This window comes from Thermocoleostomius sinensis A174 (assembly GCF_026802175.1).
Classification (GTDB): domain Bacteria; phylum Cyanobacteriota; class Cyanobacteriia; order Elainellales; family Elainellaceae; genus Thermocoleostomius; species Thermocoleostomius sinensis.
The window spans coordinates 4,134,542-4,154,346 of sequence record NZ_CP113797.1; the positions used below are offsets into that span (position 1 = coordinate 4,134,542).

Annotated in this window: 19 protein-coding genes and 1 tRNA gene; 11 read left to right on the plus strand and 9 right to left on the minus strand. The window is 49.1% G+C overall.

The genetic code is table 11. The annotated features are described in order from the left end of the window. Positions 1–20 precede the first annotated feature (20 nt). From nagB to ptsG, 3 genes are all read left to right on the plus strand, one after another. A complete protein-coding gene (gene nagB, locus OXH18_RS17905; RefSeq protein WP_268608573.1) occupies positions 21–836 on the plus strand; it encodes a glucosamine-6-phosphate deaminase in 816 nt (271 codons plus the stop codon). A gap of 120 nt (positions 837–956) precedes the next feature. Continuing rightward, positions 957–2,144, plus strand: coding sequence for an N-acetylglucosamine-6-phosphate deacetylase (nagA, locus tag OXH18_RS17910; protein ID WP_268608575.1), 1,188 nt, complete (start codon positions 957–959; stop codon positions 2,142–2,144). A 73-nt stretch (positions 2,145–2,217) separates the two neighbouring features. Continuing rightward, a complete protein-coding gene (gene ptsG / locus OXH18_RS17915; RefSeq protein ID WP_268608577.1) occupies positions 2,218–4,092 on the plus strand; it encodes a glucose-specific PTS transporter subunit IIBC in 1,875 nt (624 codons plus the stop codon). Positions 4,093–4,144: 52 nt separating this feature from the next. Here the strand turns inward: ptsG and OXH18_RS17920 are convergent, their stop codons facing one another. Continuing rightward, the gene (locus OXH18_RS17920) at positions 4,145–4,462 is read right to left on the minus strand and encodes a hypothetical protein (protein WP_268608579.1); all 318 of its coding nucleotides are present in this window, start codon (positions 4,460–4,462) and stop codon (positions 4,145–4,147) included. Next, positions 4,455–4,649: a hypothetical protein gene (locus tag OXH18_RS17925; protein WP_268608581.1), complete on the minus strand. Its 195-nt coding sequence runs from the start codon at positions 4,647–4,649 to the stop codon at positions 4,455–4,457. The genes OXH18_RS17920 and OXH18_RS17925 overlap by 8 nt, the downstream gene beginning before the upstream one ends. A gap of 368 nt (positions 4,650–5,017) precedes the next feature. Between OXH18_RS17925 and OXH18_RS17930 the strand changes: the two genes are divergently transcribed. Next, positions 5,018–5,449, plus strand: coding sequence for a threonine/serine exporter family protein (locus tag OXH18_RS17930; RefSeq protein WP_268608583.1), 432 nt, complete (start codon positions 5,018–5,020; stop codon positions 5,447–5,449). A gap of 91 nt (positions 5,450–5,540) precedes the next feature. On the opposite strand, the gene OXH18_RS17935 is transcribed toward OXH18_RS17930, so the two are convergent. From OXH18_RS17935 to OXH18_RS17945, 3 genes are all read right to left on the minus strand, one after another. Then, on the minus strand, positions 5,541–5,828 hold the full coding sequence (locus tag OXH18_RS17935; RefSeq protein ID WP_268608585.1) for a hypothetical protein: 288 nt from the start codon (positions 5,826–5,828) through the stop codon (positions 5,541–5,543). A 286-nt stretch (positions 5,829–6,114) separates the two neighbouring features. Beyond that, positions 6,115–7,677, minus strand: a complete 1,563-nt coding sequence (locus OXH18_RS17940) for a PAS domain-containing protein (protein ID WP_268608587.1) — start codon at positions 7,675–7,677, stop codon at positions 6,115–6,117. A gap of 193 nt (positions 7,678–7,870) precedes the next feature. Continuing rightward, positions 7,871–8,662 carry an IS5 family transposase gene (locus tag OXH18_RS17945; RefSeq protein ID WP_268607476.1) on the minus strand — a complete coding sequence of 264 codons (792 nt, stop codon included), beginning with the start codon at positions 8,660–8,662 and terminating at the stop codon, positions 7,871–7,873. Positions 8,663–9,163: 501 nt separating this feature from the next. Here OXH18_RS17945 and OXH18_RS17950 point away from each other — a divergent pair. Beyond that, on the plus strand, positions 9,164–9,463 hold the full coding sequence (locus OXH18_RS17950; RefSeq protein ID WP_268608589.1) for an RNA recognition motif domain-containing protein: 300 nt from the start codon (positions 9,164–9,166) through the stop codon (positions 9,461–9,463). Positions 9,464–9,682: 219 nt separating this feature from the next. Here the strand turns inward: OXH18_RS17950 and mnmE are convergent, their stop codons facing one another. Then, the gene (gene mnmE, locus OXH18_RS17955; RefSeq protein WP_268608591.1) at positions 9,683–11,080 is read right to left on the minus strand and encodes a tRNA uridine-5-carboxymethylaminomethyl(34) synthesis GTPase MnmE; all 1,398 of its coding nucleotides are present in this window, start codon (positions 11,078–11,080) and stop codon (positions 9,683–9,685) included. A gap of 481 nt (positions 11,081–11,561) precedes the next feature. On the opposite strand from mnmE, the gene OXH18_RS17960 reads away from it, so the two are divergent. The 3 genes from OXH18_RS17960 to OXH18_RS17970 all read left to right on the plus strand — a co-directional run bounded on the left by OXH18_RS17960 (position 11,562) and on the right by OXH18_RS17970 (position 12,761). Further along, a complete protein-coding gene (locus tag OXH18_RS17960; RefSeq protein WP_268608593.1) occupies positions 11,562–11,762 on the plus strand; it encodes a hypothetical protein in 201 nt (66 codons plus the stop codon). Positions 11,763–12,062: 300 nt separating this feature from the next. Beyond that, positions 12,063–12,146 (plus strand) — tRNA-Ser (locus OXH18_RS17965). 114 nt (positions 12,147–12,260) lie between these two features. Continuing rightward, positions 12,261–12,761, plus strand: coding sequence for a hypothetical protein (locus OXH18_RS17970; RefSeq protein ID WP_268608595.1), 501 nt, complete (start codon positions 12,261–12,263; stop codon positions 12,759–12,761). A gap of 2 nt (positions 12,762–12,763) precedes the next feature. Here OXH18_RS17970 and OXH18_RS17975 read toward each other — a convergent pair whose 3' ends face one another. Together OXH18_RS17975 and OXH18_RS17980 are read right to left on the minus strand one after the other, a co-directional pair. Then, positions 12,764–14,491 (minus strand): diflavin flavoprotein, encoded by a 1,728-nt coding sequence (locus OXH18_RS17975; protein WP_315874754.1) that lies wholly within the window; start codon positions 14,489–14,491, stop codon positions 12,764–12,766. A 75-nt stretch (positions 14,492–14,566) separates the two neighbouring features. Then, positions 14,567–15,166: a phosphate-starvation-inducible PsiE family protein gene (locus OXH18_RS17980; protein ID WP_268613208.1), complete on the minus strand. Its 600-nt coding sequence runs from the start codon at positions 15,164–15,166 to the stop codon at positions 14,567–14,569. Between the two features lie 350 nt (positions 15,167–15,516). Between OXH18_RS17980 and OXH18_RS17985 the strand changes: the two genes are divergently transcribed. After that, positions 15,517–15,918, plus strand: coding sequence for a hypothetical protein (locus OXH18_RS17985; RefSeq protein ID WP_268608599.1), 402 nt, complete (start codon positions 15,517–15,519; stop codon positions 15,916–15,918). A 250-nt stretch (positions 15,919–16,168) separates the two neighbouring features. Here the strand turns inward: OXH18_RS17985 and OXH18_RS17990 are convergent, their stop codons facing one another. Continuing rightward, a complete protein-coding gene (locus OXH18_RS17990; RefSeq protein ID WP_268608601.1) occupies positions 16,169–17,893 on the minus strand; it encodes a diflavin flavoprotein in 1,725 nt (574 codons plus the stop codon). A gap of 171 nt (positions 17,894–18,064) precedes the next feature. Here OXH18_RS17990 and OXH18_RS17995 point away from each other — a divergent pair, with 171 nt between their 5' ends. Next, positions 18,065–19,105 (plus strand): glutathione S-transferase family protein, encoded by a 1,041-nt coding sequence (locus tag OXH18_RS17995; RefSeq protein ID WP_268608603.1) that lies wholly within the window; start codon positions 18,065–18,067, stop codon positions 19,103–19,105. A 279-nt stretch (positions 19,106–19,384) separates the two neighbouring features. After that, the gene (locus OXH18_RS18000; RefSeq protein ID WP_268608605.1) at positions 19,385–19,666 is read left to right on the plus strand and encodes a hypothetical protein; all 282 of its coding nucleotides are present in this window, start codon (positions 19,385–19,387) and stop codon (positions 19,664–19,666) included. Positions 19,667–19,805: the final 139 nt, after the last annotated feature.

Below are 19,805 nucleotides of genomic sequence, written 5' to 3' on the forward strand. Positions count from 1 at the left end.
GGGAACTACTGGGAACCACCATGCGGCTAATTGTTTGCGAAAAAGAGATTGCACCCTGGGCAGCGAGGTATATCAAACAGCGGATCGAAGACTTTGCTCCCACGAGCGATCGACCCTTTGTATTGGGGTTACCGACGGGCAGCACTCCATTGAAGCTATATCAAAAATTGATTGAGTTTCATCAGCAGGGCTTGAGTTTTAAGCATGTGGTGACGTTCAATATGGACGAGTATGTGGGGCTACCAGAAGATCATCCGCAAAGCTATCACACCTACATGCATCAACATCTGTTTGACCACGTTGATATTCCCCGCGAAAACATTCACATCTTGAACGGCAACGCCCCCGATCTTGAAGCGGAATGTCAGCAGTACGAAGACCAAATCAAGGCATTTGGTGGTGTTGAATTATTCGTGGGCGGTGTGGGTGAAGACGGCCACATTGCCTTCAACGAACCAGGTTCTTCGTTGCAATCGCGCACCCGTGTCAAACCCTTGACTTACAGCACCCGCCTAGCTAACGCTCGCTTTTTTGACAACGATTTAGAAAAAGTACCCAAACTGGCCCTTACCGTTGGCGTTGGCACAATCATGGACGCCCGCGAAGTCATGATTCTGGTACAGGGATTTCACAAATCGATCGCCCTTGCCCACGCGATCGAAGCAGGGATTAACCACATGTGGACTATTTCAGCCTTGCAACTGCATCCGCACAGCATCGTAGTCTGCGACGAAGACGCCACCATGGAACTCAAAATTAAAACCGTGAAATACTTCAAACAACTAGAACAAGAAATGCCGACGTTGAGGGAATCGGAAATCGGAAATCGAGAATAACGCCATTGCCCTTTTCTCCGACCCTGTTCCTACCAGTGAGAGCAGAGAGACAGAAAAGGGGGCAATCTCCTTTCTCAAACCCACTCCCCACTCCTGATTCCCGACACCCCACTTCCTGCCATGTACGCTCTAACTAACTGCACCCTCTACACCGGACACCAAATCCTCACCGATCGCGCCCTTCTGATCGAGGGTTCGCGGATTGTTGAGATTGTCCCACAGGCACACCTGCTGCCTGATTGGACAATTAATCAGACAATCGATCAAACGATCGATTTGGCAGGAAACTCGGTTGCACCAGGATTCATTGATTTGCAACTAAATGGCTGTGGTGGGGTCATGTTCAACGACTGCATTACGGCCGCGACGCTGGAGACAATGCATTACACCAACCTGAAATCAGGAACAACGAGCTTTCTGCCGACGTTGATTACCACATCAGATCACGAGATGCAGGTCGCGTTGGAATTGGTGCGGCACTATCGTCAACACCATCCCCATCGGGTACTGGGGCTGCACTTGGAGGGACCCTATCTCAATCCCAAACGCAAGGGTATTCACAACGAGTCCTATATTCGTCCACCCGATCGCACCATGCTCCAGCACATTGCTGAGTATGGACGCGAGACGGTCAAGCTAGTGACGTTGGCTCCCGAACAAGCACAACCGGATGAAATTCGGCTGCTAACTGAGGCGGGAATTGTGGTATCGGGCGGACATACAGATGCCACCTATGAGCAGGCGATCGCCGGATTTGAGGCAGGGGTGAGCATGGTGACTCACCTATTCAACGCCATGACGCCGTGGTTGGGGCGCAGTCCGGGCATGGTGGGGGCGGTATTTAGTCGCGGTGATATTTACGCTGGCATCATTGCCGACGGCTTTCATGTTCATTATGAGTCGATTCGGTTGGCGCACTGCATTCTCCAGGACAGACTGATTCTGGTGACGGATGCAACCCCTCCCGTGGGGACGAATATGCCTGCCTTCTGGATTGGCGGACAGGAGGTGTTTTACCAAAACGGTAAGTGTGTGTCAGCCGATGGCACATTGGGCGGCTCGGCGCTCACCTTAATCGAAGCGGTTGCAAACTGTGTGCGCTATGTGGGGATTCCGCTACCGGAAGCACTGCGGATGGCGACACTCTATCCCGCTAGGGCGATCGGCGTGGATAACATCCTGGGACAGATCGCTCCAGGATATGTGGCTAACTTGGTGATTTTCGATGCCAATTTCCAGATTCAGGGCCTGGTGCAGGCGGGGCAATATACCGCCGATTGTGCCTCTGTGTTGTCTAACTGTTCCTGACTTCCTTCGTTTATCTGTTCTAAAGGTTGATATTAGCTTGTGATCTAAATCCATTACTTCACTGTGACTCCTTATGTGGAAAAAAGCATTTGCTATCTTGCAACAGCTTGGAAAAGCGTTAATGCTGCCGGTTTCAGTACTGCCCGTAGCGGGGTTGCTGCTGGGACTGGGCAGTGCTCGTCTCATTGAGATTGAAAACCTGCAAAAAGGAATCATTCAAACGGCTAAATTTGGATTTATTCCAGACTGGCTGGCCAGCATCATGAAAGCGTCGGGGGATGCCATCTTTGGCAATTTGGCCATCATTTTTGCCATTGCCGTGACGATCGGCTTTACGGGCAATGATGGGGCCTCGGCGGTGGCGGTAATTGTCGGCTATGTGGTGTTTCTGGCAACAATCGGGGCTGCGTCAACAGGTTTGTTTGGCGTTGATCCAGACAGCCTCAAATCTGTGATGGGCATCAGCACACTGGATACGGGGGTGTTCGGCGGCTTAATCATGGGTGGTATTGCGGCCTACCTATTCAACCGCTTTTTTCGGGTCAAACTGCCGCAATATCTGGGCTTCTTTGCAGGTAAGCGATCGGTCCCCATTCTCACGGCGCTAGCCGCCATTGTGGTAGGAACGCTGATGAGTATCATCTGGCCGCCAATCGGCAATGGCATTGATGCCTTCGCCAATGCAGCCGCAGCAGGAGACAACACGGCAACAACGGCGGCTATCTACGGTGTCATTGAACGCTTGCTGTTACCGTTTGGATTACACCACATTTGGAACGTTCCTTTCTTCTTCCAAATTGGTTCCTTTACCGATCCGATTACGGGCGATGTTGTCCGAGGGGATATCAACCGCTTCTTTGCGGGCGACACTACAGCCGGAATTTTGGGTGGTGCGTATTGGTTCAAGATGTTTGGCTTGCCAGCAGCGGCGATCGCCATGTGGCGGGCAGCTTATCCTCAGAATCGAGCCAAAGTTAGCGGGTTACTGCTATCGGCTGCGTTCACTTCATTCTTAACCGGTATCACCGAACCGATCGAATTTTCCTTCATGTTTGTCGCCCTCCCGCTTTATTTCATACATGCAGCGATCGCCGGAGTCTGTCAGTGGCTATTCCAAACATTGGGCGGCAAAATGGGCTTCACCTTTTCTCAAGGTGGCATTGATTTCCTGTTGTTTAGCGGCTTGCCCAATGCTCAACGCACTTGGCTCATTCCCTTGTTGGGGCTGCTGGTGTTTGCGCCGCTTTACTATGCCATTTTCTACATTGCCATCCGACGATTCGACTTCAAAACCCCAGGACGCGAAGAAGAAACAGGCGATGCGGTAGTCGGCCCTGGCGGCGACTCAGAACTTTCCCGCGAATTGGTACGAGCGTTTGGTGGACGTGGCAACATCGCCAACCTAGATGCCTGTATTACGCGCCTACGGGTCGGTGTCAATGACAAAAGCCGCGTCAGTAAAGAACGCTTGAAACAATTAGGGGCAACGGGTGTTCTGGAAGTGGGCAATAGCGTCCAGGCTATCTTTGGGCCGCGATCGGAAAACTTGAAAACTGACATGGCCGAATACTTGAAAACCGCCGGAGCCGAAGCCGATGAGGCCTATGCTCCCAGTGCAGTTGAGAGCGTCGCAGCAACCAACGGAGCCGCCCGCGATGGAGTTGCAGATGGGGCCGTTGAGATTGCTGATGATCCAGACGCTACTCGGAAAGTGCAAGATATGATTATTGCGCTGGGTGGTCGCCGCAACATCCGCACTGTAGATATGGCAGCTTTAACTCGCTTGCGGTTACAGGTTGCAGACGATGCCAATGTGAATGAAGAAGCGCTGCGATCGGCGGGTGTGGATGGCATTATGCACTTGCCCGATCATCGCTATCATCTCATTGTTGGACTTCATGCTGACCAGTATGCCCAAGAGATGAAGAAGCAACTGGCAAACGTCTAGGTTTGGATCGCTGGTAGGGTAGGCACTGCCCACCCTATCTATCCAGGCACGGTCATCGCATGGGTTTTGGTCGTTTGCCTCCAATTGCTTGTTCAATAATAGAATAGAGTTTGGTTTGTTGACGATCCTGAACCGCAGGTAGCAACCGCCACTGAGCCACAGGTCGGGGAATGAAGGTAAGTAGCATCCACCACTCCTCGTTTGTTTGAGAAACTCCCCAAGCGAACTGATCATCTAACTTTTGAACGGCGTATCCTTGGGCTAACAGCGCTTGAGCGATCGTCTCACCTTGTTGAGACAAGAGGACATCGTTGATTAAATCACTCGTTTCGTGACCGCTGATTTGGTCACTAGGAAAATATCTAATCAAGGGGCCGCCCTCCATCGCCACAGTGCGCCACGTTTTTCCCTTGATACGTCGCCTTAAATTCAGCTTGCCGATAAATTTTCTGGAGTTGCCGAATAATGCGATCGGCCTCGGTTCTCGTCTTTGCAAACGCACAAATCTTGCCATTGCGCGTAATCCTCCAGGGGTGCTCTGGGTACTCTAATGCCATACAATAAACTCCTTAAGCATATTTGAAGAACGGGGGCGATCGATCGCCCCTTTTTTGTTGATTTGAACGCTTCTGTGATCTCAATCAGGGAACCACGGTGATCAAAGTCAGACTACAAGCGGGTTTTCGCCGCTAGTCACTATCAAGTACAGGCATTTTCTGAACAATCAGGGAAAATTGGCAAAGATTTCCTTAAAAACTTGACAAATTAGCAGATAAATGCGTTACGGCTTTACAATCGCCTCGGCTCTGATTTAGCTCATCCTGCAACAGCCTAACGCTATAATTCTTTAACTCAGTGCAGAAGTAGTAACAATAGGATTTCTGAAGGAGCGTCAACATTGGTCTCAGAATTCTTCTCTCTTTCATTGCAGACGGTCTTCAGTTTCTTGGCAACCTTGGGATTTGCTGTGCTATACAACGTTCCTTATAATGCCCTCTGGATTTGTGCGGCGATCGGTGCAGGTGGTTACTTGCTGCGTAGCGTTTTGGTTGATTTTGGTATAGCGATCGATGTCGCTACGTTTTTTGGTGCCCTGTTTGTAGGGTTGGTGGGCACTATTCCAGCCAGACGATTACGTCTACCAATGGTGCTGTTTGCCATCACTGGAATTATTTGTATGATTCCAGGAATTTCGGTGTACAAGATTTTAGTGTATTTCAATCAAGGTGACCTTTTAGGCGGGCTAGAGAGTGCGGTGCGAGCAGGATTTGGGGTGGGAGCCATTGCCACAGGAATTGGGGCCGCTCGCATTTTGACCGATCCAGAATGGGGGTTTGACCGCGATCGACCAACGTAGCCAACTAGAGGACAAAGAGTTGGGCTACAAAAAAATAAGAACGTTGCGCACTGCTTAAATGAAACGCACTGGACGCGTCAATACACTACATTTAATAGCGAACCAATTTATAGCCATCTCGGTAGCCGCGCTGATATTCCTCAGCAAATTCGTCCGCTGGCAGAACCAACTGAGAATGGGTGCGTAATGGTTGATCAACCATAGCGTCTGCTCGCCCTTGCCGATAGCCTTCCACATAGTGACGGTGAGCGTCTAGACGACGAGAACTAGACCCAGCCTTGGCCGCAATAGCCACAAAACACAGGACAAACCCGATCGCGAAAACTAATAGATGTACCGGAAGATTGGCTGTCCTAATTGCGTTCTTGTTCCAAAACACGCCATGCACCTCATAGATTCAGAAAGTCCCGCTCCAACATCACGAATGACCTGGAACGGGAAGCGATAACCTGGTATATGACCAGCTTGGGTTTCCTCACCTAAAAGCGTAGAAAACAACCATTGCTTGAACATCCGCCAAGCTAGTGATCCTGCGTTTTCAACTAATTTTTCGATGAATCCTTGGGATGGCTGTTGACAATTGGTCTGTCACATGGTAAGCAACTAGTGCGTCATTGACTAGTGCTGAACCGTTTAGCAGCATCGTGGTACAGGCACACCTCGAATTATGAAATCCTCACAATCACGCCGATAAAATAAAGAGGAGCATTTTGGGCATCGCGCACGATCGACCCTGCTAAATCTACCCAACAGACTTGTCCATCTTTGCGAAGATATCGCTTGCGCATAGAAAAGTTGGACAGGTTGCCCTCCAACATTTGCTGAGCATAGGTCAAATCAAGGGCTAAATCATCTGGATGTGTAATTTGGCTCACTTTTTGCTGCAACAATTCTGCTTCAGAGTAGCCAACAATTTCGCAGAAGCGTTGATTGGCTCGCAAAAACCGTCCAGACGGGCTAATGACAGTGATACCGACGGCCGCTTGTTCAAACACCACCCGAAACCGTTCTTCACTTTCTTGGAGTGCAGTTTCTATGCGTTTGCGATCGGTAACATCCCGGATAGCCCAGATCACCGAATTCTCATCGATCGGGGAGATGCTAGCATCTGACCAACATTCTTGATCGTTAATCATCAGGGGATATTCGGCCCGCACAGGCTGTTGGCTGTCTAGGGCGGCGTGGATATAGCCCAACATTTGATCGGCAATTTCTGGAGCAAACAGTTCGTGTAGAGTTTTATTCACTTTCTCTTTAACCGGACGCACCAAAATGCGCTCATTTACGGCCAACGTTTTCAGGTGACGTCCCTGCCGATCGTAGATAATAATCAAATCGTTCATCGCTGCAAAGAGCGCGTTCATTTCAGCATTAGCGGTTGCTAGCTCTTGGCAAACCTGATTCAATTCAGCCGTTCGAGCTACCACTCGTCGTTCTAAATCGGCATTCAGTGCTTGAATTTCTGCTTCTTTCTTTTTTCGTTCTGTGATGTCTCGAACAAAGCTTTGAAAGACTAGGCGATTGTTATATTCAATGATTTGAGTACTAATTTCAACAGGAATTTCATCTCCATTTTTACGTCGATAGACATGCTCAAACATAAAACTGCCATTGTTCTCTAATTGTTGCAGAATGGCAGCACGGCGTTTTGCCGACATCGGCATTTCAATATCGCAAATTGATAGTTGCAATAGTTCCGATCGCGTATATCCAAGCTGTCTAGCTGCATTCCAATTGGCATCTAAGATTTGATAGGTTACAACGTCAACAATGAAAATAAAATCCGTAGCTGATTCAAACAAATACCGATATTTTTCTTCAGATGCTTTTAACGATCGCTCTGCGTGATTCCGAGCACTAGCGTCTCTAGCAATCAGTAGGATTAGATTGACTCCCAAATCGCTTTGGCGAACCAAACTCAATGTATACTCATATTCTTTGAATGAATGCGCCGTTGGAATTTTTAGTTCGCCATAACACCCCTGACCAGTTTCAAGCGTCACCTGCGATCGAGCTATTAAGGCCATTTTGTGTTCCTGCGAGAGATTCAAATCTTCCCACATTTTACCTAACAGATGAAATCGTTCAATATTGAATGCTTCAGCGCTCGCTGCATTCACGTAGGTAAAGCGCCCAGTTGGATCTTGAATAAATACGAGATCAGGCGAAGCGGCAAATATTTGTTCTAGAATGTCTGCTAATAAACCAGTGGATGACGAGGATGACATAAATTCTGGGCAAGATTAACTTCGGCTGAAATTAACAATTTACAGCAGATTTCTTTCGAATCAGTGGTTTAAATCATCATTCCCATCGAAGAGTACGGTATCCCTGAAACTCTTTTTGCTTAGTTATTATTTAATTAAAGATTTTATAAAATTAACGGTAAGAGGGTGTTTGAAAAGATTTGAGGTGTCAAATTTATGCCAACCGCCTCACCATAATCCGAATCATGGCAAGGTAGATCAAGGTTTCTGATGTCTCTGGTAATAATTCATAGTCTCTGACCAACCGTCTGCATCCCATTAGCCAACCAAAAGTTCGTTCTACCACCCACCTCTTTTTGAGCAAGCTAAAGCCTTTGGTTTGCTCAGGTCGCAGTACAACTTGCACAATCCAACGACAAACATCCATCACCCACATCAGAAAAGGGGCGCCATCGAACCCGCCGTCTACCCAAATGGTGATTAAGCGTGAAACCTTTTTCTTCATCCGTTTGACTCGTTTGAGGACACGTTTGCCCCCTTCGCGTTCCCCCAGGTTTGCCGCACTCACAAACACCCGCAAAACCAGTCCTAACGTATCCACCGTTAAAAATCGTTTGCGTCCTGTAATCAGCTTGCCTCCATCAAAGCCAACTTGTTGATGAACTCCTGCTGCACTCTTGATGCTTTGGCTATCGATGATCGCTTCTGATGGACTAGGATAGCGTTGCGCATCGATGCGAACCCACTGGTGCAACTGGTCATGAATGGAAATCCAGGTGCCGTCCAATCGCCAGTTGCGGAAGTACGTGTACACCGTCTGCCAGGCTGGGAAATCACCAGGTAAAGAACGCCAACGACAGCCTTCAACCAGAACATAGAGCATGGCATTGAGCACCTCCCACAGGTCAACGCTGCGAGGACGACCACCTGGCTTTGCTGCTGGAATTAATTCACTCAAAACCTCATATTGGGCGCGGGTTAGGTTACTGGGATATGCTTTACTCATCTGACTCACTCAGGGCTGTAGATATTTGCTATTCGCAGCCTACACTGAGTGAGCTTTTTTACGACCTTCCTGGCTTCTCAAACACCCTCTAAGTTTTTGTAATTAGAGAGGCGTCGGCAACCATTATAAATGTATTGCAGTGTGCGTATTGCAGCGCAACACAAAAATGTAACCGCTGAGCGTTTCTTCATTCAGTGTGGTAGTTTTTTAAACTTTTGCTAGCCATCGCACGCAATGGTTTTTCTGAACCAAAACCCTTCCTAACGGTAGACAGCAGATATTTGAAGAGAGCGGGCACGATGGACTCATTCCATCTCGAACAATTCTAAACAATTCTACAGATTCACCCATTTTCTCGATCGAGTGCTAGGATGGTATCTGAGAAAAGGTAATCGGTTATAGCGTTTGTTTCAAATATTAAAGGTTTTATACGTTTGGTATTGGCAGGCTTCTCTCCGAAATCTCACTCTCTACACATTTTTCCGTTTTGGAGATTAGTTCATGTCGATTTATATTGGAAACCTGTCCTATCAGGTTAGCGAAGCAGATGTAACGGCTGTCTTTGCCGAGTATGGTGCAGTTAGGCGAGTGCAACTGCCAACCGATCGCGAGACCGGGCGAATGCGCGGGTTCGGTTTTGTGGAAATGAGCACAGAAGCGGAAGAGCAGTCTGCTATTGATGCGTTAGATGGAGCAGAATGGATGGGGCGCGATCTCAAGGTCAATAAAGCGAAGCCCCGCGAGAACCGAGGTTCATTAGGCGGTGGCAATCGCAGAGATAGTTTTTCTCGTAGATACTAATTCTGCTAATCCCCGTTCGTTATCAGGCTGCATTGCATTCACCTCACCGCTTGCGGCTCCCCTTTATAAAGGGAAAGGGTCGGTTTCAGCGTAGTCTCTAAAACCAATCCTGCGGACAGTTAAGGTTCATGGAATCACCCGTGAACCTTTTTTGATTGCTATTGCCGATTGAGGCAACCACTCAGCACAAAAATAAACCCATCAATAGAATAGATACGTCTACTTGCCAATGCAAAATCGGCTAAAGATTTGATCCAATACAGATTCTGTAATCTCGTCTCCAGTGATTTCTCCCAACGTTTGAATCGCACTACGCAAATCGATTGTCCAAAAGTCAAGGGGCAGTTGATCCGCGATCGTTTGTTGTACTTGCTCCAAGGCAGATTTGGCGGAGATTAGAGCCGCTGCTTGACGTTGATTGATGGCGAAATCCAGATTGGCGGCTTGGAAGTTCCCCGCTTGAGCGATCGTCAAAATTGCTTGTTCCAACTCATCAATACCACGATGCTGAGCAGCAGCGGTGCGCACGATCGGGATTGTGTCGTTGGTAAACGGCAATGCTTCGCTGAGGGTGTGATCACTCGTCACCAGGTCAATTTTGTTCATTACCAAAACGAAAGGGCGATGACTGATCTGTTCATAAATATCCTGATCAGCCTCTGTCCATCCAGCAGTAGCATCGATCGTTAATAGCACTAGATCAGCCGCTTGAGCCACTTGTCGTGATCGTTCCACCCCAATTTGCTCAACGCGATCGGCCGCTTCCCGAATTCCAGCCGTATCAAGCACCTGAATCGGAATGCCGCCAACTACCAGTTGCGATTCCACCACATCCCGAGTGGTTCCTGGCAAATCCGTGACAATAGCCCGATCGCTGCGGCTCCAAGCATTCAGCAAACTGGACTTACCCACATTAGGACGACCGACAATCGCCACTTTCAACCCGGTGCGCAATAGTTCTCCGCGATCGGCCGTCGCTAGAATTTGCTCTACCTCATGTAAAACCTGCATCAACTGTGCCTTGATTTCGTCCTCATTCAGCGGTGGCAAATCATCTTCAAAATCAATCCGAGCTTCCACCTCCGCCAAAATATCAAGACAGGTTGATCGCAGTTGCCGAATTGGATGAGCCAACTTGCCTTGCAGTCCTGCCAGGGCAAACTGAGCCGCCTGTGGTGACTGTGCCCCCACCAAATCAGCAATACTTTCAGCCTGAGTCAAGTCTAACCGTCCATTTAGAAACGCCCGCAGCGTAAACTCTCCAGGTTGCGCCAATCTTGCCCCCTGTCCCAGACAGACTTGCAACACTTGCTGCACCGCCATGATGCCACCATGACAGTGAAATTCCACTACATCTTCGCGGGTATACGATCGCGGCGACGCCATCAGCAACATCAATGCTTCATCAATCACTTGCTGCGTTTGAGGATGGCGCACATAGCCATACAACACCCGATGACTTTCCCAAACTTGCTGTCCGGGTGCGTGGAATAGCGATCGAGCAATTGCCATTGCCTCTGCGCCTGACATGCGCACAATGCCCACACTGCCTTGCTGGGGCACAATAGCCGTAGCAATGGCGGCGATTGTTTCTCCTTGAATCACGGGTTTAGGCATGGGGAAACTGAACGGTTCTTTTGTGGGTAGCACTCATCAAGAGATCTTGTGAGATCTTGTCCAGCACTACTCTGAGTATGCATCTTCCAGAAGTCTAGCGGAGCCAGGCAAAGTTGGCAGCAACGCCATGGTAAAACACTCACCTCCTCCTTCATCATCACCAAATCCTGACAAAAAATTGCCCGATACGCTTGTGCAGTGCAATCGAGTTGGTTTATGCTATGGCGATGCTGGTTCTTTCGGCAGACGAGAGGAACGGCTGAACGGCTCAAGGTACTGGCGCTGATTAGGGAAGTTTGGCCGCAACCCTAACCAGCTAACCTAACTTCCTGTTGACCGCAGGAGGCTAGGCTGTGTTGATTGTAGACCAGGTGTCTGCGATCGGCACACCTTGCTGATGCATGGTTGGGTGACCCCCATGCCTTGGGCCATTCTTAACCCAATAGAAAACATCAGCAAGGAAACGAAGAGGAATACAACCATGACTGGAGAATGGAATAGTGAATTGCGCGTTCAGGAGACTGAGCGAGCACAGGTTTGGATTATCGGTAATCGTGAGCAGGTGACACATTTGATGAATGAGTTTTATGTCAAACGGATTGCCACTGACCGAGTGCAGTTTACGCCGATCGTTCCGGCTCCGTTTGCCACAGGCAAGTACATGACGGTGTTGGTGCGGTAGGAAAAATAGGGGCGATCGAGGGTCGTCCCTAGCACAAAAACTATTAACCCGGCCATATTTGCTCTTGTATTTCGCCCCCCCATCCCCCAGTCCCTGCTCCCACAAAAGGGGAAGGAGAGCCGGATCGAAAGTCGCTCTCCCAAAGGGTGAGAGATTGAGGGTGAGGGGAATCGAAGTTTGTCCGTCAATTAGGAGAAATAGTCGATCGAGCACCCGTTACGTCAGATTTAGGCTAAAATCTTAACTTGAGGTTTGTGTTGAGATTTCCCTACAAGGCACATTCCTTGGCTGAAACACCTTGGAGAGGTGGCAGAGTGGTCGAATGCGCTCGACTTGAAATCGAGTGTCCGATGAGGACCGTGGGTTCGAATCCCACCCTCTCCGTTTAGTTCTTACCTGCACACAACTTAAAGCAGAGTGCAGATTAACTCGATCGAACTCGATTGACGAACTAAAAAACTCAGTTCAACCTTGAAGGAAGTGGCGTTGGAGTGGCTTGTGTTAGCGATAGACTTTAGTCATCTCACGATCGCAGGCGGCAAATTTGTATACCAGTCTTATCACTGGCAGATCGATCGAATAGCTACTTCGAGTGAGGTTTTTTTTGAATACATACTGAAACGAGACAGTGAACTCATTGGTGAAGCTAAATGTCAACCCTCTAGCTTAATTCGAGCGAATCTAGCTGGCTCAGACGCAGCCAAGCTCAGCGTTGATCCGATCGCAGTGCAGCAGTACCAAGGGCAGTGCCACTGGATTGAAACCCTGCAAATTTTTTCAGCGTTTCGTGGTCGGGGCTACGGGTCATTATGGCTGGAAGCACTGTGTGCATTGCTGCATTCAGACGCCAAGCTGCCGATCGTGCTGTATGCTGATGAGTGGTGGGATCAATCGAGTCCACTTAAGGGCAACCAGTTCAACGCCTGGTATGAACGCCACAGATTTTTTCCCTATCCAGTGAATGGAATGTTAACCTTGCGAGTCCGTGAGTCGGAATAAAATTAATATTGCATCCCTGACTTGCGATGTTGTACCGCCGTCACGCCGATCGCCTCTAAGACTTTGCCATTATCCACCGTGGCATACAGCAGCCAATGATCACCACACTCCATCCGATCCTGAACCGTACATTCTAAATAGGCTAGGGCTTCATCTAAAATCAAGCAACCATTCTGAGCCGGATGCGTCATTAAGTCGCCAAAACGATCGGCGCCAGACGCAGGTTTGAGAAAATGCCGTCGCAGGTTACGCCCTTCTTTCAAAATATTCAATACAAACGCGGCCCCAGACTGTGGCAGAGATTGACTTTGGTCAGTGGAAATGGCGATCGTTAGGCCGGGTGGGTTGAAGGTTGCTTGTGAAACCCAAGAGGTTAAAAATCCTCGATGCTGCTCACCTTCGCGAGTTGTCACCACACACAGCGACCCAGCAATGCGTCCTACGGCTTGTGCAGTGCGATCGGACTGGGTTTCCACCGCAGGTTGACGAACTGTGCGCACTTTTCGCACTTTCTTCAGCGCCTGTACAAACTCGGCTCCGGCTGTTTCGCACTCCTGCAAGGTGTCGTCTGTGGGTTTAAATTTGACGCGAATAGGTTCAAAGCCAAATTGATAGCCCGCATCTTGCAGCTTATTTTGCAACAAATCGATCGCTTCACCGCTCCAGCCATAGGAACCAAACACCCCAGCTAATTTAGTTTTGGCTGCCGTAGATAAGGCAATTCCTAGCGCCGTTTGAATTTGCGATGGAGCATGGCCGCCCAAGGTGGGAGAACCAATGATAAAGCCATCGCATTGTTCCAAGCTGGCAGTGATTTCTGCCGGATCGGCAAATTCACAGTTAATGGTTTGCACCGATGCCCCTGACTCGATTAACCCCTTGGCGATCGCCCGGCCCATCGTGGCTGTGTTGCCATAGGCGGAGGTATACAACAGTGCCACATTGAGTTCCTGCGCCTGCTGATGTTCGCACCAATAGCGATAATCAAACGTTAAGCGGCTAACGCTGTAGCGCACCAGTGGCCCATGTCCAACCGCATAGAGCTTAGCTTTATCCGAGAAAGGTGCTAGTCGATCGAGCGCTGCTTCTACCTGTTTGGCTTGGCTCGCATGCAAACAGTCAAAGTAATAGCGCCGATCGTCATCCAGTCTGCGCCAGTTTTCATCCAACACTGCATCATCACAGAGGTGTGCGCCAAACAGCTTATCTGTATAGAGAATGCGCGTGGCTGGGTCATAGGTGCAAAGTCCATCAGGATGGCGCGGGGTGGGTGTAGGAATGAACTGCAACTGATGCCCCTGTCCCAGATCGATCGTCTCTTCGCTGTTGGCCAACACAATGCGCAGTGTTTGTTCTGGAAAGGCCGATCGCAAAGCCACCTCTGCGGCTCTGGCACAGACAAAGGTAATTTGAGGAGCCACCTCAATGCCCAACAGTGCCTTCAATGTAGCAAAGCGATTAGGATTGGCATGACCCAAGATCACATAGTCAATTTTCTGTAAATAGACGTGATGGGCCAGTTCCTCAATAAATACGTTGGTAAAGGATTCGCCGGGTGGATCAATCAACGCGGTTTTGTCAGCTTGAATTAGGTAGGAATTAGCCGTAGTTCCCTTTTGCCGCGCATACTCCACTTCAAACTTCAGCCGATCCCACGTGCGCGATCGCAACACCAACGTATTCGCACCAATTTCGGCTGTTTGCACATCGCGAGGTCGAGTTTCAGCCATTTTTGCTTCGGTCAGTCTCGTTTCAGCCATGAATCCTCTACGCTCCCACCTGCATCAAGGTTTGCTTCACATGTTCTAACTAGTTTTGCTCTCACGAGCGGGTACTGAATGACCTAGAGCATGGTTGTTTAATCCAGTCATATTACTGGCCGAACCGTTTCTTGTGGCTAATTCCGATGCATTCAATTCAGCCAGCTCTTTCAAACGCTTCATCGATACAATATGTTCTGGATCAATGCCTTCAAAGGTTGGTGGCAACCACACTCGAATCACTAGCAATACTCCCAACACTAGCAGAAAAGCGCAAGCTGAGAGAATCTGATTCGCGGGTGCTTCCAGCACGCCTCGCACAATGACTTCCCGCAAAATAGAAACGATCGATACCTCAACCGCTACACCAATGGAAATACGCTGCTCTTGCAAATAAATGATCAGTAGCCGAAACAGTTCCACCAAAATCAGCAGAAACAGAATATCAGCCGTTACCGCCGGAAAATCTAATGGGGGCAACAGCGAGAGAAACATTTCTCGCATCTGGATCACCATGAAGCTAAACAGCCCAATGCACAGCGAGATGATGATTAAATCTTGAACCGTTTCAAGGGCACGAACGATGCGATCGCGTTGAATCCAATCCGATCGCTCTAGGGAAGAGGGCTTCATCAGTTTCTGCATATTCTGCATGGGGCGCTCCTTGAACTTAACTGCAACAATTCTTAGCTTAATTCAGCAAGGCTTATAAATAGCGCTTCTATTTATCAATAAATCTAATGGAATCAATTGAGCTTCAAGAGTGTGGCGATAGCTGAACCAGCACAGGAAAGGAGAGGATACGCCACAGTTTCTCCACTCGATCGGGCAGAGTCCGCATCACAAGCCATCCTCATATCATGTTGTCCGTGTGTTGCTCGTGTGTTGTTCGTCATGCCATAGGATTTAGTACCCAAGTGGGTCATCTCAATTCCAGAGAAACTAGTTAGGGTGGAAGTAGGTTCGAGCCATCCACCCCCACAGGATTTTTAGGTATGACAAACAACCCGCTACATCCATCACCGTTGATTGATTGCAGGTTAACGCATCTACGATGGTGTAATTGTTCAACTCAGCGTCTCTCACAAGGAACCGTTGTAGTCCTTGCATCGATCGCAGCTACCTCTCTATGGGGGTTCAACACCGCAGCACAAGCTCAGGCGGCCTTTGGTAATTTCGGCATCACCACACCTTCCGAACGCTTTCGCCAAGAAGGACAGCAGCGGATTGAACAAGAGATTGACCGACTCTACGCTCCTCTGACAGAGACCCTGCTGACGATCGACGATCGGGTGAATATTCAAGAGGACCTATTGCAACTTGAAGATCTGCGTTGGCATCTGCTAGACATACCACAGCCAGATGGGCCAGACGATCGAGATCAAGTTAAAGGGTAATGGGCAATAGGTAATCGGGGCTGGGAATTGGTTGGGAATGATTGATTTCCTATTAATGTGGTCTGCGACTTTATTTAAAGTGCTACGTAGACTCTACATTGCCCTCAGCCCCGACCCTGTTCCCACCCGTGAGAGCAGGAAGCCAGAAAGGGGGCGGACTCTTTGCCCTTCTGGCTTTGGGAGAGGAAGGCTGGGGAGGTGAGGGCAAAATAGTCACACATGGCGCTATCACCCGTTCCCCCACTTAGCTTTAATAGTGATTCCCCACTTTGCGATGGTGCACAGCCGTGAGTCCATCCAGTTTCGAGACGCGCCCCAGGTCCACTTGGCTGTAGACAATCCAGTGATCGCTGCATTCCATCCGACTGACTACTTCACATTCCAGATACGCCAGAGCATCGCCCAAAATTGGAGACCCGTTGGTGGCAGGATAGGTTTTCACACCAGCGAATCGATCGGCTCCAGGTGGGAACCGCTTTAGGAAGTGCCGCATTAAGCTTTGATAATTGCCTTCTTCTAGCACGTTCAGCACAAACCGATCGCCCACATGCATTAAGGATTCAATTGCGCGATCCTTGGCGACGGCGATTGTAATCCCGGGGGGCTTCATGCTTGCTTGGGCAACCCATGAGGCCAACATAGCACTGGATACATCCCCCTTTCTAGCGGTAATGATGTACAGCCCGCCGCTGAGCCGACCAAGAGCCTTATCCAGGTCGTTATCCATGGCCTTCATTTGTTTCACGGCTCGATCGCGAGTCAGCCACTGGCCCATATCAGTTCCGGCTTCTTCGCACAGTTGCAGGGTTGATTCTGTCAAGAGTTCTTTAATCAGAATGGGTGGAAAGGCTTCGCGCACGCCCAACTCCTGAAACTGGTTGCGCAACGGATGCACCGACTCATCATCGCCGCCGCCCACTTCAAACAGACCAAAGGTTTGCTTGGGGTTTACGGCTGCCAAGATGGTGCTTAACGCGGCCCGAGCCGTCGTTGCAAATTCACCCGACTGGGGTGGCATTCCAATCACAATGCCGCTTGCTACACCCACCATGGCCATGATTTCGTAGGGATCGGCTAGTTTCAGATCCAACAATTCGGTGGCAACGCCTGTTTTGGCAATCCCTTGAGCAATCGCGTGCACTAACTCATTGCTGTGACCATAGTCAGAAACATAGAACAACACAGCCGTAGTTTCTGCTTTGGCCTGGGCTTGGCTCCAGTTGCGATAGCGCTCGACCAATTCTGGAATGTTGTAACGCAGCAGTGGCCCGTGTCCGGTGGCGATCGTCTCGATTGGCGGCAAGTCAGCCATGCGCTTGAGGGCTGCTAGCACCGAGCGGGCATTGGGGCCCATAAGACAGTCGTAATATAACTTATAGTCAGCGTCGATCAGTTCTAGATCTTCGTCGTAGGGGCGATCGTCACAGTAGTGCATCCCGAACACATCACAGGTAAAGAGAATGCCCGTTTTGTGATCAAAGGTAAGGATGGTGTCGGGCCAGTGCAAGTTAGGAGCCGAGACAAACTCTAACTCGTGCCCATTGCCTAAGTCCAGCCGATCGCCACTCTTCACCAACTGGCGCTGAAATGGCACATGCACAAAGCCTTCCAAAAACTGAATTGCCACCTTAGAGCCAACCACTATCATCTGAGGAGCCAGCATCAACATGTCCTGAATCAGACCGCTGTGATCGGGTTCAGTGTGGCTGACAATCAAATAATCAATTTGAGTCGGGTCAATCAGTCCTTGCACGGCATCGAGATAAAGCTGCCGAAACTTTTCGTGAGAAGTATCCACTAGCGCAATTTTTTCGCCGCGGATGAGGAAAGAATTGTAGGTTGTTCCATTTTGTAACTCAAATTCAATGTCAAACCGATCGCGATCCCAATCTAGCGATCGAATCGTGGTAGTATCCTCAGCAATCTCTAACGTCTGTAATGTCAAGCGGCTCTGGGGGCGAACGGCTGCAACCATAGCAAACCCTCCTAAAAATGACTTATATCTGCATTTATCCTTACGCTTCTACTATTGTGGCGTAGATGAGGGCATTGTAAAGTTCTAATAAGAAAAGCTGGCTATTAACCAAACTTATATTAGTAGGATGAATTTGGTCGGCGGCAGCAGCAGGAACGCTACAATAGTGCTATGTCACCTTCTTCTACAAAAGGACTCAAACCCGGACGGGCCCTTCCTCCTGGCTTGGTTGTTCGCACAGGAAAACTCGTATGGACAACGCTGTGGCATTTGATGATGTCGCGCCTTGCTCCACGGGATGCGTCTGGAGCGTATGTTCGCCCTGCTAGCCAATTTCGCCACACGGTTAGCTCAGAGCCAGACAATCCCTATCAACCTGCGATCGATCGCTATCGGTTAATCATTGGCTACGGTTGCCCCTGGGCCCACCGCACTCTAGTGACCCGGGCTTTGAAAGGTCTAGAAGAGACTATTCCCCTGTGGATTGCTTCTCCGTCTCCCAATGAAGGGATTTGGGTATTTGATACTAATCAGGATGCCGCAGGGTGTCGCAGCTTGCCAGAGTTGTATCAGCTGGCTCAACCCGGTTACAGAGGTCGCTCTACGGTTCCTGTACTTTGGGATACCCAAACCAATACGATCGTCAATAATGAGAGTGCTGAGATTATCGTTATTTTGAACGCTGCGTTTAACCGTTTTGCCAATCACCCGGATCGCGATCTATACCCACCTGACTTACAAGCAACGATTGATCAGTGGAATGAGAGGATTTATCACAGCGTGAATAATGGTGTATATCGCTGTGGCTTTGCTCAAACACAGGCAGCCTACGAACAAGCATGCCAGGAATTGTTCAGCACTCTAGATGATATTGATACAATCTTGGCAACACAACGTTACCTTTGTGGCGATCGCATTACACTAGTAGATGTGCGGTTATTTACTACCCTATTTCGATTTGATGTAGTCTACCATGGTCTTTTTAAGTGCAACCGTCGGCGCATTCAAGATTACCCAAACTTAGGTCCTTATTTGCGTGATCTCTATCAATTTCCTGGAATTGCTGAAACTGGCAACCTGGAAGCCGTTAAGCGAGATTACTATGGCAATTTGTTTCCACTGAATCCGGGTGGAGTCATCCCGCTTGGCCCCGATCCGGCGGAACTTTTAAAACCCCACGATCGTCATCAACTAAGTACCGCCCTTTCATAGAATCAGGTTCAAACGCAAGTACGGAATCAGGATCACAGTCGCCTGCTCTACCAATTCGATAGAACAATAGTAGGGTAAGCAATGATCAGTTTCTATTGGCTGGTTCTATTAGCTAGATTTACCAACAGCATGAACGTGGTCAGACTTGTTAAGAATCTTGTCATGTGTCTGACTTAAAAATCAAAAATCTCCTGAAAAGTTCCCTGTCGTGTTGTAGATACTCTAATCTGCAAACTCGCTACGTGTGTAAGACAATCACTTGATTCAGGGAGAGTTCCAATGAATAAATCTGATGTTAATTTGATTCAGAAATTCCGTCGCGATCTGTTCCGTTTCAATGATCCAACTGTGACGTGGGGAGAAGACGAACGCTATCAGCAGTATCTAGCTTGGGCGCGTGCCACTATTACCTTTGCAGTTCTGCTTGTGCTCGGCGGAATACTAGCTTGGAGCTATGTGCAATTGCGCCAAGATCCATACCAACAATTTCTACAACGATGCCACCAGCAGGGTAATGATGACACAACGTGTAGTTCTCACTGGGAGCGCATTCGATCGTAGAATTTATCACTCTGCAATCACTGTTAACTGTTAACTCTGTTTACTAATACCCAGTCTTTGTCAGGTGGCATCGCATTCACCCCACTGCCGACGGCTCCTTTCCTTGCCAAGGAGAGGTTGGAAGAGGTCGGCATACGGT